The sequence below is a fragment of the Thermodesulfobium sp. 4217-1 genome (genome assembly GCF_039822205.1).
In the GTDB taxonomy this organism is placed as follows: Bacteria; Thermodesulfobiota; Thermodesulfobiia; order Thermodesulfobiales; family Thermodesulfobiaceae; genus Thermodesulfobium.
This window is the reverse complement of record NZ_JBAGBW010000003.1, coordinates 64,072-79,214: the sequence shown is the minus strand read 5'-3', so window position 1 is coordinate 79,214 and position 15,143 is coordinate 64,072. Positions and strand designations below refer to the sequence as shown.

At 36.5% G+C, this 15,143-nt stretch carries 15 protein-coding genes; 1 reads left to right on the top strand and 14 read right to left on the bottom strand.

Annotated elements, in window-relative coordinates; translation table 11 throughout:
* Positions 1–2 precede the first annotated feature (2 nt).
* From rbfA to V4762_RS02360, 6 genes are all read right to left on the bottom strand, one after another.
* A complete protein-coding gene (gene rbfA, locus V4762_RS02380; protein WP_347314168.1) occupies positions 3–368 on the bottom strand; it encodes a 30S ribosome-binding factor RbfA in 366 nt (121 codons plus the stop codon).
* A gap of 59 nt (positions 369–427) precedes the next feature.
* On the bottom strand, positions 428–706 hold the full coding sequence (locus V4762_RS10030; RefSeq protein WP_458646931.1) for a DUF503 family protein: 279 nt from the start codon (positions 704–706) through the stop codon (positions 428–430).
* A 116-nt stretch (positions 707–822) separates the two neighbouring features.
* Positions 823–2,874: a translation initiation factor IF-2 gene (gene infB / locus V4762_RS02375; RefSeq protein WP_347314167.1), complete on the bottom strand. Its 2,052-nt coding sequence runs from the start codon at positions 2,872–2,874 to the stop codon at positions 823–825.
* Positions 2,871–3,158 carry a YlxR family protein gene (locus V4762_RS02370; protein WP_347314166.1) on the bottom strand — a complete coding sequence of 96 codons (288 nt, stop codon included), beginning with the start codon at positions 3,156–3,158 and terminating at the stop codon, positions 2,871–2,873. Before V4762_RS02370 ends, infB begins: the two co-directional genes overlap by 4 nt.
* An 11-nt stretch (positions 3,159–3,169) precedes the next feature.
* Positions 3,170–4,192 (bottom strand): transcription termination factor NusA, encoded by a 1,023-nt coding sequence (nusA, locus tag V4762_RS02365; protein ID WP_347314165.1) that lies wholly within the window; start codon positions 4,190–4,192, stop codon positions 3,170–3,172.
* Positions 4,192–4,668, bottom strand: a complete 477-nt coding sequence (locus V4762_RS02360; RefSeq protein WP_347314164.1) for a ribosome maturation factor RimP — start codon at positions 4,666–4,668, stop codon at positions 4,192–4,194. The genes nusA and V4762_RS02360 overlap by 1 nt, the downstream gene beginning before the upstream one ends.
* A gap of 124 nt (positions 4,669–4,792) precedes the next feature.
* Here V4762_RS02360 and V4762_RS02355 point away from each other — a divergent pair, with 124 nt between their 5' ends.
* On the top strand, positions 4,793–6,475 hold the full coding sequence (locus V4762_RS02355; RefSeq protein ID WP_347314212.1) for a ribonuclease J: 1,683 nt from the start codon (positions 4,793–4,795) through the stop codon (positions 6,473–6,475).
* A 23-nt stretch (positions 6,476–6,498) separates the two neighbouring features.
* On the opposite strand, the gene V4762_RS02350 is transcribed toward V4762_RS02355, so the two are convergent.
* The 8 genes from V4762_RS02350 to atpH are packed head-to-tail and all read right to left on the bottom strand — an operon-like array spanning position 6,499 to position 15,143.
* Positions 6,499–7,899 (bottom strand): phosphohexomutase domain-containing protein, encoded by a 1,401-nt coding sequence (locus tag V4762_RS02350; RefSeq protein ID WP_347314163.1) that lies wholly within the window; start codon positions 7,897–7,899, stop codon positions 6,499–6,501.
* A 48-nt stretch (positions 7,900–7,947) separates the two neighbouring features.
* Positions 7,948–9,030, bottom strand: coding sequence for a phosphodiester glycosidase family protein (locus V4762_RS02345; protein ID WP_347314162.1), 1,083 nt, complete (start codon positions 9,028–9,030; stop codon positions 7,948–7,950).
* The gene (murA, locus tag V4762_RS02340; RefSeq protein WP_347314211.1) at positions 9,030–10,277 is read right to left on the bottom strand and encodes a UDP-N-acetylglucosamine 1-carboxyvinyltransferase; all 1,248 of its coding nucleotides are present in this window, start codon (positions 10,275–10,277) and stop codon (positions 9,030–9,032) included. Before murA ends, V4762_RS02345 begins: the two co-directional genes overlap by 1 nt.
* A 56-nt stretch (positions 10,278–10,333) precedes the next feature.
* On the bottom strand, positions 10,334–10,762 hold the full coding sequence (atpC, locus tag V4762_RS02335) for an ATP synthase F1 subunit epsilon (RefSeq protein ID WP_347314161.1): 429 nt from the start codon (positions 10,760–10,762) through the stop codon (positions 10,334–10,336).
* Positions 10,763–10,773: 11 nt separating this feature from the next.
* Complete coding sequence (gene atpD, locus V4762_RS02330; protein WP_458646930.1) at positions 10,774–12,234, bottom strand: F0F1 ATP synthase subunit beta; 1,461 nt, start codon at positions 12,232–12,234, stop codon at positions 10,774–10,776.
* The gene (atpG, locus tag V4762_RS02325) at positions 12,206–13,066 is read right to left on the bottom strand and encodes an ATP synthase F1 subunit gamma (protein ID WP_347314159.1); all 861 of its coding nucleotides are present in this window, start codon (positions 13,064–13,066) and stop codon (positions 12,206–12,208) included. The genes atpD and atpG overlap by 29 nt, the downstream gene beginning before the upstream one ends.
* Before the next feature lie 2 nt (positions 13,067–13,068).
* Positions 13,069–14,583, bottom strand: a complete 1,515-nt coding sequence (gene atpA, locus V4762_RS02320; protein WP_347314158.1) for a F0F1 ATP synthase subunit alpha — start codon at positions 14,581–14,583, stop codon at positions 13,069–13,071.
* 17 nt (positions 14,584–14,600) lie between these two features.
* Positions 14,601–15,143 carry an ATP synthase F1 subunit delta gene (gene atpH / locus V4762_RS02315; RefSeq protein WP_347314157.1) on the bottom strand — a complete coding sequence of 181 codons (543 nt, stop codon included), beginning with the start codon at positions 15,141–15,143 and terminating at the stop codon, positions 14,601–14,603.

Here is a 15,143-nt window from a genome sequence, read left to right as displayed (position 1 = left end):
ACTCAGTCCTGTTCACCTTCTTCATTGTCAATATTGTCAATTTTCTTGAGAATCTCAAATATCTTGCCGCCTCTCTCAAGAGAGTTATCAATTGCAAAAAGAATTTGCGGAGCGTATTTCAAGCCAATCCTTCTAGTCAACTCGCCTCTTAAAAACCTTGAAGCAGAAGCAAGACCCTTCAAAGTTTCTTCTTTTGATTTTTCATCTCCGTATATGCTCACCCAAACTTTAACATTTTTGAGATCATTTGACATATCTACTTCCATAATTGAAACCAAACCTTTAATCCTTGAATCCTTCAATTCATATATCAAAACAGCAAGTTCTTTCTTAATGGTTTCTCTCAATCTCTCTATCTTTACATTCATTTTATTACCTCCTGTAAAAGTTAAGACTGAAGACAAGAAACTTACAAAATCAAAAGAGTCTAATATATTTCAATATTATAAGAAATAAGGCTTATATCAGACCTATCGAGAAAAAAATTAATATAAAAATCATAAAGTTTGCGTATATCATTTTCGTTTTCCCTTACCAAAGAGAGACACAGAGAGCTTGATCTAATATTATCACTTAAAACTTCAACTACGCTTATATTGTGTCTTTTTATATCTGAAATGATTGTTAGCATAATCTTTCTATGTTCTTTTATGCTAACAATATATGGAAAATAAAATTTAAAAATAATTAAGCCTGCTCTTACCATAGCAATTAAAAATTTATATTTATTTTAAACATAAACATTGTTAAAATTTTTATAAATAATTTTATTAAACTAAAGCAATATACTCAGTTCAACCTTAAAAAATGATTCAAAGACACTTAACAAGCTATCTCTACCATTTTATATATTTCAAAAATATCATTTTCTTTAACATCATGAAAGTCTTTTATCGAAATTCCACACTCATATCCCTGATTAACTTCCTTCGCGTCATCCTTAAATCTCTTAAGCGATGAGAGCTCGCCTTCATGAATAATAACATTATCCCTCAAAACTCTTACTTTTGAATCTCTTGTAACCTTACCGTCTATAACATAACACCCTGCAATAAGACCAATCTTTGGGACTTTAAAGGTTTGTCTTACCTCAACCCTACCAAGAATCGTTTCTTCATACTTTGGTGGCAAAAGACCCTTGATCGCTTTTGAAATATCCTCTATAAGGTCATATATAACCCTATAAGTCCTTACATCAATTGCCTCTTCTGTAGCAAGCTTGAAAGCTGTATTGGAAGGTCTTACATTAAAACCAATTATAATAGCCTGTGAAGCAGACGCAAGCATTACATCTGACTCAGAAATACCGCCTGTGCCAGATGAAAGAATATTTATAGTTACGTTATCTTCTTTAATTTTTGACAAAGAACTAAGGACTGCCTCCAGCGAGCCTTGAGAATCAGCCTTTAATATAAGCTTCAATTCTTTAATTTCAGACAGATCTCCTCCCTGCACAAAACAAGAAAGGGTTGGTTTCTTCATCCTTTGAATTTGCAACTCTTTTTTCTTATTTAACATCTTCTCGGCCATCATTTTTGCTTCTTTATCGGTTTTTAGAGCGTACAAACTATCTCCGGCCTCTGGCACTAAATTTATTCCTAAAATCTCAACAGGGGTTGATGGTCCTGCTTCTTTTATCCTCTTGCCTCTATCATTAATCAGTGCCCTCACCCTGCCGCTAGCAGAGCCAACACATACAAAATCACCCGTTTTTAAAGTTCCTTTTTGGACAAGGACAGATGCCACAGGACCTCTATTTTTCTCTAATTTTGCCTCAAGCACAAGACCTCTGGCTAAAGCTTTTGGATTAGATTTATATTCCATCATTTCTGCCAATAGCAAGGTCATCTCTAAAAGTTCATCAATGCCTTCTCCAGATTTTGCAGAAACTTTAACAAATATAGTCTTCCCACCCCATTCTTCGGGGACAAGTTCGTACTCAGTAAGTTGTTGCATTATTTTCTCTGGCTGCGCTCCAGGTTTATCAATTTTATTTATCGCAACCATTATCTGAACACCTGCTGCCTTTGCATGCTGTATGGCTTCAATTGTTTGAGGTTTTACACCATCATCTGCAGCTACTACTAAGATAACTATATCTGTTACATTAGCGCCCCTTGCTCTCATAGCAGTAAATGCTTCGTGACCTGGTGTATCAATAAAGGTAATCTTCTTACCATCAATTTCTACCTGATATGCACCAATCTTTTGTGTTATTCCACGAAACTCTTTTGATGCAATCTTGGTTTTCTGAATTTTATCTAAAAGGGTAGTTTTACCATGATCTACATGCCCCATAATCGTAACAATAGGAGGTCTCGGTTTCAAATCATCTTCTTTTTCAATATCCTCATCAACAAAGGATAAAGATTCTTCTTCTTTTATTACTGGTTCATAGCCAAATTCCCTTGCTATGCTTTCAATTAGGTTAATGCCTAATGCTTGATTTATAGTAGCAAGTGTTTTAAGCTGTATGAGCTTTCTTATAATGTCACTTTCTTTAACCTTAATCTTTTGGGCAATTTCTCTTGGAGTCATGCCATCAGATATATATAAAATATTTTTTTCCTCTTGCATTGGTTTTTCTATTTGGACAGTTTCTTTCTCCTGGGGAACAGCCTTTGGTACATCAACTACCGTAACATTTGTTACATCTTCTTTTTCCAAATCTCTATTTTCAACCTCAACTTTTTTTGTTTCTTCGCTTACTTCAGCCTTCTTTTCAGGTTCTGTAGCGGCTCTTACCATAAATTCCTCCTCCTCACCTACTGAAGATAAGGAAGATTTTACAGCAACTCCTAAACCTGATAATATTTCCATAATTTCCTTAGATGAAATGCCTAATTCTCTTGAAAGTTCATATATTCTTTTCAATCAGCGCTCACCTCCTTGATCTTAATTGATAAATTTTTTAAATATTCCTCAATTTCATTATAAAACTTTATATCAACATTTGTTTTAAGAGATCTTGAGATAACATTTCTCTTTTTAAATTTAGAAATATCATTACAAGAAAAACAAATGTAGCTTCCTCTTCCGTAAATTTTATTATCTATGTCAATTAGAACTTCCCCTGCTTTGGTCCTTGCCAACCTCAGCATTTGTTCTTTAGGCAAGAAGCTGCCACAACAAATGCATTTTCTATATCCCTTTAACATATATTTTAAGGCTATTCTTCTATTTTTATATCTATTTTGTATCCCGTGAGTTTATGCGCCAATCGAACATTCTGGGCATCTCTCCCAATAGCCAAAGAAAGCTGAGACTTATCTACATAAACTCTTGATTCCTTTTTAGCTTGATCCAAAATATCTACTCTTTTAATTTTAGCAGGCGAAAGAGCGCTAGCAATATAAATTTTCGGATCGTCATTGTATAAAATTACGTCAATCTTTTCTCCTCTGAGCTCTTTTGTAACATTTTGTATCCTGGCATTCCTTAAACCCAAACAAACACCCAGTGGATCAATATGAGTATCCCTAGAAAGAACAGAAATCTTAGATCTACTGCCAGGATCCCTTGCAATAGATATTATCTCTACTATTCCAGATCTAATTTCAGCAGATTCAAGCTCAAATATTCTTTTAACTAAATTTGGGTGACTTCTTGATAAGACTATTTCAACTTCTTTTTGTAGCTTTTTCACAGACAAAACGTAAAACACATATCTTTCATTTGCACTGTATTTATCCTGATATACAGTTTCTTTTTGGGGCAATATGCCCTCGGCTCTTCCAAGCTGGACATACCAATTCTTTCCTTCTTGTCTTAAAATCTTGCCAGATATAACTCCAAAAACTCTGTCTTTAAATTCTTCAAATACTGCATCTCTCTCGGCCTCTTTTATCTTTTGTTGCCAAACTTGTTTTGCAGTCAAAGCTGCAATTCTTCCAAAATTTTTAGGATCTACCAAAACATCTAAGGTCTCCCCTATGTTGATTTGTGGTTCAACTTCACGAGCCTGAGCAAGACTTATCTCATCAAAGAGGTTGTTCACCTTTTCAACAACCGTCTTTTTAACAACAATTTCTAAATCTCCACTGTGTGGATCTATTTTTAACGAAACGCTTTTCGATGGATAATATTTCTTGTATGAAGCCAAAAGGGCTGACTCCAAAACGTAAATCATCGCAGACATGGTAATCCCTTTTTCCTTTTCTAACTGTTCAAGAACGTGTAAATCTATTTTCATCATTTATCTCCCTTAAACCTGAAATGTATTCTTACCTCTTTAACATCATTTCGGTTTATCTTTTCTTCAGATTTCCCTGTATTAATAAAAATATATTCTCCAGCATCATCAATCCCCTCGAGTACACCAATAATAGGATTAAGACTTGATTTTGAAAAGCTTACTACTACTTCTTCACCTTTGAACCTTATAAAATCAGAATTTTTCTTTAATTTTCTTTCTATTCCAGGCGAAGATACTTCAAGCAAAAAACTATCGGGGATTATATCGTAATAATCTAAAATAGCGCTCAACTCTTTTGAAACAACCTCGCAATCATTTACAGAAATGGGTCTTTCGATATTATCGATAAATACTCTCAATACCCATCTTTTGCCCTGTTTAAAGTACTCCAAATCATACATTTCAAAGCCTAAATTAAGCAAAACTTTTTCAACGATATTAATCAATTTTTCCTTTATATCTTTAGCCCTCAAGAATATCATCCCTTCGGTTTTTTAAAAACACAAAGAGTGGGTGCTTACCCACTCTAAATCAAGATTAAAATGCTATAATAAATTAACTTATTTTTAGTTATTATAACATAATAGTTAAAATTTAATCAGGAGGATATATATTTTTAATTTTACTAAAAAAAGCTCACCTATCAAGATAATTCCACTAGGTGGAATTGAAGAAATTGGAAGAAATATGACACTGTTCGAAAGTGACAAGGCGCTCATAGTTCTTGATTGTGGAATAAAGTTTCCAGACTCGAATTTTGGGTCATCCCTTTTAATAGCAGACTTCCAATACGTAATCGATAAAAAAGACAAGGCAAAAGCTCTTTTTATCACCCATGGTCACGAAGATCACATAGGGGCTATTCCTTTTTTGCTGAAAAAAGTGAACTTACCAATATATGGAACCAAGTTAACGCTTGGTATGGTAAGGGCAAAACTCAAAGATTACAAAATATCTTCAAAGGATATAGTCTTTCATGAAATTAATTCAGGCGAAATTATTTTTGTAGATGATATATTTGTAGAATCCTTCCGCGTTAATCACAGTATTCCCGACGGTGTAGGTTATGCAATCCATACTGCCCACGGAACAATTATTCATTCTGGAGATTTCAAATTCGATCAGACTCCAATAGATAAAAAAGTAACAGAATATTCAAAACTGGTTTCAATTAGCTCAAAAGGTATAGACTTACTGATGCTTGATATCACAAACGTTGAAAGGGAAGGTTTTACCCCTTCTGAGAAAATTGTTGGTGAAAAGTTTTTCGATGTCTTCAGAAAAGTAAACGGCAGGATAATACTCACGACATTTGCTTCAAATGTCCACAGGGTACAGCAAGCAATAAACGCATCAATTGCTTTTGACAGAAAGTTTTGCATACTTGGCAAAAGCATGATAAACACTGTATCAATAGCAAAGGAATTGGGATATCTTTCTTTCCCGGAAGAGTATCACCTAAAACAACACGAGCTAAAAACTCATCCTCTCGAAAAAACCACAATAATAACCACAGGCAGTCAGGGAGAACCCCTCTCTGTGTTAACTAGAATTGCAAACAACAATCACAAAGACGTTAAGATATTTTCAGATGACACTGTCATAATTTCAGCGTCACCAATTCCAGGCAATGAAACGCTTGTGAACAAGACAATAAACAAACTTTTTAAATTGGGCGCAGAAATTTTATATGAACCAAATTACAAGGTACACGTATCTGGACATGGTTCAAAAGAAGACATAAAGCTTCTCATAAACTTAGTAAAACCAAAAAATTTGCTGCCTTTCCACGGTGAGTATAGACATATGAAACACTTTTTAGACTTAGCTCTTACACTTGATTTTAAAAAAGAAAATGTAATTTTAGCAAAAAATGGAACAGTAGTTGAGTTAAACGAGGGTCAAGTAAAAATAATTGATGAACTCCCAATGAAAAATATGATTACAAGCGGCCCAGAAATAATTGAATTCAATAAAACCTCTTTTTTAGAAAGAAAGAAGTTGTCAGAAGAAGGGTTGGTGCTTATTTCAATTTTGTTTGACCCTGAGAAATTCAAAATATTATCATCTCCAAAGATCAAGATATCAGGATTAAGCAATCAAGAAAATATGCTCCAAAAGGAGATTGAAACGTCCATCTATTCATTTTTCTTAAAAAGCCAGAAAATAGAAAATGAAGAAAAACTCGAAGAAAAAATTTCTAACTACATAAAAGACTCGATTTTCAATCGCTATAGGAAAAGCCCAGGAATATTCATCCAGGCTATAGCATTAAAATAGATAATTTTATTTAGTCTTTTAACTTAATGAAAAAGACTTCTGCCAAATCTTGTTAGAGCTTTAGCCTCATGGATGCTTGTTCCTTCTGCGTAAATTCTAACTAAAGGCTCAGTCCCAGATGGCCTTATTAAAAGCCAGCTTTCATCTTCTAATATATATTTTATTCCATCAATAGTGGAAATTTTAATAACCAACTTGTCGTTAATTGTCTTCATCGGATTATCGACAAGGTCTTTTATTTTTCTTCTTACCTCATCAACTGAAGTTTCTAATTTTAGATCATATCTATCATATTCAAAAAATCCAACTTTATCGTATATTTCATCTAGCTGATCCATTAAAGATTTCTTTGTAACAGCAACTGATTCTATTAGATATAGCGAGGATAAAAAGCCATCCCTGTCAGGTATATGGCCGAAAAAACCAAATCCGCCACTTTCCTCGCCTCCCATTAAAACATTGCCCTCACTAATCATCTTTGAACAAATATATTTGAATCCGATTGGCAACACTTCAAACTCGATATCGTATAATTTAGAAAGCTTATCTATCAAAACGCTTACGGCAAAATTCTTTAAAACCTTCCCTTTCATCTTCCTGTTTGTAACAAGGTGATTGAGTAAGAGGGCATAAGTTTGCTGAGAAGTAAAAACAGTGCCAGATGAATCACAGGACGCAACTCTATCTCCATCGCCATCAAGGGCAGTGCCCAGATTTAAAGAGTTAGAAAAGACTTCGTATGACAAAGGCCCAAGTAATTGAGGAATCGGCTCTGGCCTAGAACCTTTAAAATAAGGATCTCTTTCATTTCTTACAGGAAATACTTTGATATTAAGATCGGATAAAAGTTTTGCAAGATATCCAGATCCAGCGCCATTCATACAATCTATAGCAACCTTAAGATCTGAGCCCTTTATGAGATCTACATCGACAAATTTCAATAAAGAATTTCTGTAGTTTTCAAAAAGGTTTTTTACAGTAACCTTCTTTTTTTCGTTGCTGAATTTATAGTTTTTTATTTTAGATAAATTTGACTCAACCTTTGATGTGAAATCTCCAGAAGCCGATCCGCCAAAGCTTTGTTTTATTTTAAATCCATTATATTTATATGGATTATGACTTGCAGTAATCATAATACCAACAGCGCAGCTCATATCTTTAACTGAAAAGGCAAGTGTAGGAGTTGGAACAAAATTTTCGGAAATAGTCACGTCAAAACCAACTCCCGATAATATTTCAGCAGAGTGCATTGCAAAATCTTCAGAAAAAAATCTTGTATCATAGCCAATAACACAATCTTTTTTTGAAACGTTTTCCTCTTCAAGTGTTATAGCTAAAGCCAATGTCGCCTTTTCAAGGCTTTCAAAGGTAAAATCCTGTGCAATTTTTGCCCTCCAGCCATCCGTTCCAAATTTTATACTCAAACTATTCACTCTCCTTTACTTAGAGAAATCATATAAATATTATACAAATTAATTGATAAAGAACATTAAATAAGAAATATTAGCCCTTGCATCGCTGTCGACAAGAAATTTATCTTTTTCATAAAGTGTAGTTGAATATCCACCGTCCAAAAGCATAGCATTTTTTAATCCAAGATTCTGCAATACATTTGCAAGCTCATCAATAGTACACCCTGGATATGAAACAGCAAAAACGTAGATATTAGAAGCTGAATCAATTCCTAAACCCGTCCTCATATGGTTGCCCATTTTTATATCGTTTACAATATATTCATTTTTACTTGATTGAAGCGCAACATTCTGGCCGTTAAACAAAAGCATTGGGCCACCAGAAATATAAAAGTCAAGATTGTTGTTTATCTCAGGTTCAATGCTCACACTAATTCTGTCTGTAGGAGCAAGGTTGTTTAAGACATCGAGATCGTGATTGGCCAACAATACATATTCTCCAGGAGAAGGAATGGCACTTCTGGTATAGAGATACTCAAAAGTCCCATCTTCATTTATCTTCAATAATATGCCAGAAGTTGGCAGCACTGGTCTGGAATAACCATTTGTATACAATATGTTTTCATAATAGTTCTGAGGTCTATTAACCCCGTCAAGATATAGAACTTTACACTTTGAAGTTGAGCTACAAATATCAAGCCTAACTCTGTATTTCAAATAATTTATGCTTGCTGTATTGTTCTTATAATAGTAAAAAGTTGCTCTCTTATCCCCCATATAGGATAAGGGTTCACCATGCATATATAAAGCGCCTAGAAGTATATTAGAGTAAAAAAAAGTGCCATTTACCAATATAAATGGGTTGTAGTAGTTAACCACATCCCTTGCCCTTATTGGGTAATCGTTTAAATAAGGTATCAGTCTAACTTCAGTTGGCTTAAATTTAAATATATAAAGGTGTGAGCTATTAATACTGTATTCACTTTTAGTAAAAGCAAAGCAGTTGCTTTGATAAAAAAACAATATAGAAAAGACAAAAAATAAGCAAGTAAAAGTCTTGATAGAAAACATAGAAGAACTTGTAAAGGTCTTAAATAAAGAAATAGTATTTTTTATACAATTATTGTTTATAAAAAAATTCATTAAGGCAACACCTCTCTAGAAATAGAAGCACCGAGTCCTCTAAGTTTAAACTCCAGATTTTCATAACCACGATTCAAGTGTGAGAGTCCAAATACTCTTGTCTCGCCTTCAGCTACAAGCCCAGCAATAACAAGTGCTGCCCCTGCCCTCAAATCAAGAGCTCTCACTGGTGCACCAGATAGGTGATCGGTTCCAAATATGACAGCCGTTCTTCCATCGATCCTTATATCTGCCCCCAACCTGCTTAACTCTTCAGCATGCAGATATCTGTTTTCAAAAACCATTTCAGTAATCACAGAAGTGCCCTCCCCCACAGATAGAAGCGCCATAAATTGTGCCTGCATATCAGTAGGGAAACCGGGATGTGGAGAAGTTTTTATCATTATAGGTTTTGGTCTAATGTTGCACCTTACCCTAATACCATTTTTCTCAGAAGCTATGTCAATTCCAGCTTCAACCATCTTATCTATCACGGATCCCATAAAGTCATAGTTTATATTTTCTACAAATATATCGCCCTTTGTGATCGCCCCAGCAAGCATCAGAGTGCCAGCCTCAATTCTGTCGGGAATAATCCTGTAGTTATCAACTGGCTTAAGAGATTTTACACCTTCAATCTCGATAGTTCTTGAACCAGCGCCTTTAATTTTCGCACCACATAAATTTAAAAAATCAGCAAGGCCAAATATCTCAGGTTCTTTAGCAGCATTATCAATAACAGTCATTCCTTCAGCAAATACAGATGCCATTATTAAGTTCTCAGTAGCACCAACGCTTGGGTAAGCGAGATATATATTGGCTCCCCGCAATTTCTCACACTCTAAATTTACAAACCCGTGTTCGATTGATCTTTTTGCACCAAGGGCTTCAAAACCCTTAAGATGAATATCGACAGGCCTAGAACCAATAGCACAGCCGCCAGGCAGGGCTACTTTTGCCTTGCCAAATCTAGCAAGAAGCGCTCCTGCTACTAAAAACGAGGCTCTCATTGCAATAACAGGCTCCAAAGGAGGCTCATAATTGGATATATTAGAAGGATCAATCAAGACCTGTGAATCGCCTTTGAAATCTACTTTACCACCAAGGCTTGAAATTATCTTGCCCATCGTATCGACATCAAGCAAATAAGGGACGTTTGATAGAAATACAGGAGAATCGAACAGCAAGGTCGCTGCCATAACAGGCAACGACCCATTTTTTGAACCGCTAGTCTTTACAGAACCAGATAACGATTTGCCGCCACAAATCCTATAATATTGTTTAGAAAAATTTCCATTACAGTTATTTGTTCCTAAAATACCTCTTACACACCTCTTTTCCTACTTCCAGTTCTTCTATTTAATAGCTCTACAGCCTTAAGCCTTGCAAGGGCTCTTGCAAGAGCAGCTTCTGCTCTCTTTACATCAACTTCTTCCGTTTTCATAGTCAAACGTGCTCTAGCCCTTTTCTCAGCTTCTTTTACCCTTAGCTCATCTATGTCAACAGAGAACTCAGCAGCATCACTTAAAATAGTAACTTTGTTATCCTTAACTTCAAGGATGCCTCCAATAGCAGCAACCACTTCTCTATCAGAATTCTCTTTAACAAATTCTACCACATCTATCTTCAAAGTGGTAACCAGAGGTGCATGCCTTGGCAAAATACCAAGAGATCCTTCCTCTCCAACAGCCGAAACGAATGTAACTTCTTCGTCAGCTATTACACCCTCAGGGGTCAAAATTAACATTTTCATTTATCCCACCCCTAACTTGCTTGTGATGCTTGCATAGACGCTGCCTTCTCACGAGCTTCATCAATAGTTCCAACCATATAGAATGCCTGTTCTGGCAACTCATCACACTTACCATCAAGAATTTCCTTAAAGCCTTTAATAGAATCTTCAAGCTTTACGTATTTTCCGCCCATCCCAGTAAATGTCTCGGCAACGAAGAATGGTTGAGACAAAAATCTTTGGATTTTCCTAGCTCTGGAAACTGCCAGTTTATCATCCTCAGACAGCTCTTCCATACCAAGAATTGCAATGATATCTTGAAGATCTTTATATTTTTGCAAAACCTTTTGTACTCCACGAGCTACCAGATAGTGATCGTCGCCGACTACTCTTGGATCCAGAATACGAGACGATGAGTCAAGAGGGTCAACAGCAGGATAAATTCCGAGCTCAGCCAGAGGCCTTGACAAAACAACAGTACCGTCAAGGTGAGCGAAGGTTGTAGCAGGTGCAGGGTCTGTCAAGTCGTCTGCTGGAACATAAACGGCCTGAACTGACGTGATAGAACCATCTTTCGTGGTTACAATACGCTCTTGCAATGTTCCTACGTCAGTTCCTAATGTTGGCTGGTAACCTACAGCAGATGGCAACCTGCCCAAAAGTGTGGAAACCTCAGACCCAGCTTGTATGAATCTAAAAATGTTGTCTATAAACAGCAAAACATCTCCTTTATCAACATCTCTAAAGTACTCAGCCATGGTAAGACCGGTAAGACCCACTCTCATACGGGCTCCAGGCAGCTCATTCATCTGGCCAAATACCATAACAGTTTTGTCTATAACGCCAGATTCTTTCATCTCATGATAGAGGTCGTTGCCCTCACGAGTTCTCTCTCCGACTCCTGCAAAAACAGATTTGCCACCATGCTCTGCAGCAATATTTCTAATTAGCTCCATCAAAATAACTGTTTTGCCTACACCTGCACCACCAAATAGACCTATTTTTCCGCCTCTTGGGAATGGAACCAAAAGGTCTACAACTTTAATTCCTGTTTCCAGTTGTTGTGGAACAGGGTTAATGTCTTTAAGACTTGGGGGTGCCTTATGTAAAGGTGAGAACTGCTTTGCTTCTACCTTTGGTCCATCATCTACAGCTTTGCCAAGGACATTAAAAATTCTGCCAAGAGTTTCCTTGCCAACAGGAATCATAATTGGAGAGCCTGTATCAGTAGCTTCTGTTCCTCTTACAAGACCATCTGTAGAAGACATAGCAATAGCTCTGACACGGTTATCACCCAATTGTTGCATTACCTCTAAGGTAATGTTTAATTCTTGCCCATATTGATTCTTTCCCTCAATTTTAAGGGCATTTAAAAGTGCTGGAATCTTACCTGGTTCGAATTCTATATCTACAACAGTACCTAAAATTTGAACGACTTTACCAACGTTCGCCAATGTCCACCTCCTAAGAACCGAGAGCTGTAGTGGTTCCAATAATTTCACTCAGCTCACGGGTAATTATTGCCTGACGCGCCTTGTTAAAGGCAAGTGTAAGTTGCTTAATTAGATCTTGAGCGTTCTCTGAGGCCTGTGACATAGCTGTCATTCTTGCTGCCTGCTCTGAAGCGGCCGTTTCAAGAATAACCCTCAATATCTCAGCCATCAAGCCCCTTTCAAGTAAATATGAAGCTACAACATCTTCTTCAGGTTCAAAGATATATGTTGCCTTTGGTTCATTTTTCTCTTGAATGTTTAACAATGGCAAAACATCCTCTTCAACAATTGAATATTTAGCCATTGATTTGTAATTGTAATAAAGAACTTTTAACGCATCTATTGTTCCATCAGAAAAATACTTGGTAATTTCTGATGCTATTAGAGAAGCTTCAGCCTGAGTAGGAGGTTGAGGTAATTTTGTGAAACTTGCTATTACTACAGGAAATCTGCGCTCAAAGAACTGTTTAGCTTTTCTCCCAACGGCAAAAAGTCTAACTTCTTTTCCCTCTGCTTTATATTTGTTATAAAGCTTTAGACCTTCTCTTAGGATATTTGCATTAAAAGAGCCGCAAAGACCTCTATCAGAGGTTACAACAAGTATGCCTACAGTCTTGATTTCTCTTTTCTCTAATAATGGATGTTGAAAACCAGCAATTTCGGTAGAAAGTCTTTTCGTGAGTTCAAACATCTCTCGAGAATAGTCCTTGACTTTCCTGACTCTTTCTTCAGCCTTTCTTGCCTTAACAGCAGCAACAGATTTCATTGCCTTTGTAATCTTTTGAATATTTTGTACAGCCTTAATCTTTCTCTTTACGTCATTAGGGCGCATTTTTACTTACCGCCCGCAAAAAGAGACTTGAAATCTTTTATAGCTTTTTCAAGCATTTCTTCAGTCTCTTTTGATATTGCTTTTTCTTTGGTTATTGATTCGATAATGTTCTGGTTGTGAGCCTCAATATAAGCAAGAAGCTCTTTTTCAAATCTTTGAATGTCATCGGTGTTCAAATCATCCAAAAATCCTCTTACGCCAGAAAATATCGAACAAACCTCTTTCCATAGTGGGAAAGTTAAATATTGAGGCTGTTTTAAGAGCTCTACCAACTTCTCACCACGAGTTAAAACCTGTCTTGTAGATGCGTCAAGGTCTGATGCGAACTGAGCAAAAGCAGCTAACTCACGATATTGTGCCAATTCTAATCTCAATCTGCCCGCAACCTGTTTCATAGCTTTAGTTTGAGCAGCACCGCCTACACGAGATACAGAAAGACCAACGTTTACAGCAGGTCTTACGCCCGCATAAAAGAGTTCTGGCTCCAAATATATCTGTCCATCCGTAATAGAAATTACGTTTGTAGGAATATATGCTGTTACGTCGCCCGCCTGAGTTTCAATAATAGGCAAAGCAGTTAAGCTTCCTCCACCATAATTCTTGTTAAGTTTTGCTGCCCTTTCAAGAAGCCTGGAGTGCAAATAGAAAACATCGCCAGGATATGCCTCACGGCCAGGAGGTCTTCTGAGAAGAAGTGAAACCTGTCTATAAGCCCATGCATGTTTTGAAAGGTCGTCATAAATTATTAGAGCATCTTTGCCCTGTTCCATAAATTCTTCACCCATAGAACAACCGCTAAATGGAGCAATATACTGAAGAGCAGCAGCGTCAGAAGCATTAGCTACTACGACAATTGTGTAATCCAATGAACCGTTATCCTCAAGTGTTTTAATGATTGTTGCAACAGTTGAGGCTTTTTGGCCAACAGCCACATAAATACATATCATGTCTTGATCTTTTTGATTGAGAATTGTGTCTATACAAATTGCCGTTTTACCAGTCTGTCTATCGCCAATTACCAGCTCTCTCTGGCCTCTTCCAATAGGAATCATACCGTCGATAGCCTTAATCCCTGTCTGTACAGACTGATTAACTGACTGTCTGGTAATTACACCAGGAGCCACCCTCTCAATCACCCTGAATTTTTTTGAATTTATGGGACCCTTGCCATCAAGAGGTCTTCCTAAGGCATCTACCACTCTACCTACCAACTCTGGCCCAACTGGAACAGATATAACTCTACCAGTCGACTTAACGGTATCACCCTCATTTAATTTGGAGTCATCACCCAAAATAATTGCACCAACTGAATCCTCTTCAAGGTTGAATACGATTCCATAAACATCATTTGGAAATTCCAAAAGCTCGGACATCATTGCATCTTTCAAACCCCAAATCCTTGCAACTCCGTCACCAACAGATATTATTGTGCCCACCAGTGCTGATTCTGGTTCGGCTTTAACAGCTGAAAGCTGTTTCTTTATTACATCAGTAATTTCTTCAGCCCTTATCTTCAAAAAAACAACACCTCCCTTCAGTTAGCTAAAAGAAGTCTCTTGGCTTTTTCCAAGGACCCCCTAACGCTTGCATCAATAAGATAATCTCCAATTTTTGCCCTAAAACCACCAATGATCTTTTCGTTGACAACTTCTATAATCTCGACGCTTTTCGCATCAAACTTTGTTTTGAAATAATTTGAAAAATTTAATTTCAAATCGTCAGTCAATGGCGAAGCAACCTCAAGATTGGCAATAATCCTGCCACGCTCCTCATTTAACGTTTCTTCAAGAGATTCTAAAATGAAAGGGAGCAATGTAAATCTATTTTTGTCGATAAGAAATTCCACAAAAGCATAAATATCTTGTGAAATCTTATCTTTTAAAGGTTCAATTAGACTCTTCTTCATGCTTAAATCGAGAACAGGATTCACAATTATTTTGTCAAGACCTGTATCCTTAAAGCTTTGAAGAAGAGTTTGTGTTTCGTCTACCACACCTTGCAAGTCTGAATTCTTTTCCTTAAGAATAGACAAAAAAGCCCTTGCATATCTCTTTGCTAAGACATAGCTATTGTCCAT

What these genes read in the sequence shown, in the direction of transcription:
- rbfA (WP_347314168.1), bottom strand. Translation starts at nt 368, where the DNA reads ATGAATGTAAAGATAGAGAGATTGAGAGAAACCATTAAGAAAGAACTT.
- atpC (WP_347314161.1), bottom strand. Translation starts at nt 10,762, where the DNA reads ATGAAAATGTTAATTTTGACCCCTGAGGGTGTAATAGCTGACGAAGAA.
- atpH (WP_347314157.1), bottom strand. Translation starts at nt 15,143, where the DNA reads ATGGACAATAGCTATGTCTTAGCAAAGAGATATGCAAGGGCTTTTTTG.
- atpG (WP_347314159.1), bottom strand. Translation starts at nt 13,066, where the DNA reads ATGCGCCCTAATGACGTAAAGAGAAAGATTAAGGCTGTACAAAATATT.
- V4762_RS02370 (WP_347314166.1), bottom strand. Translation starts at nt 3,158, where the DNA reads ATGTTAAAGGGATATAGAAAATGCATTTGTTGTGGCAGCTTCTTGCCT.
- V4762_RS02345 (WP_347314162.1), bottom strand. Translation starts at nt 9,030, where the DNA reads ATGAATTTTTTTATAAACAATAATTGTATAAAAAATACTATTTCTTTA.
- nusA (WP_347314165.1), bottom strand. Translation starts at nt 4,192, where the DNA reads ATGAAAATAGATTTACACGTTCTTGAACAGTTAGAAAAGGAAAAAGGG.
- V4762_RS10030 (WP_458646931.1), bottom strand. Translation starts at nt 706, where the DNA reads ATGGTAAGAGCAGGCTTAATTATTTTTAAATTTTATTTTCCATATATT.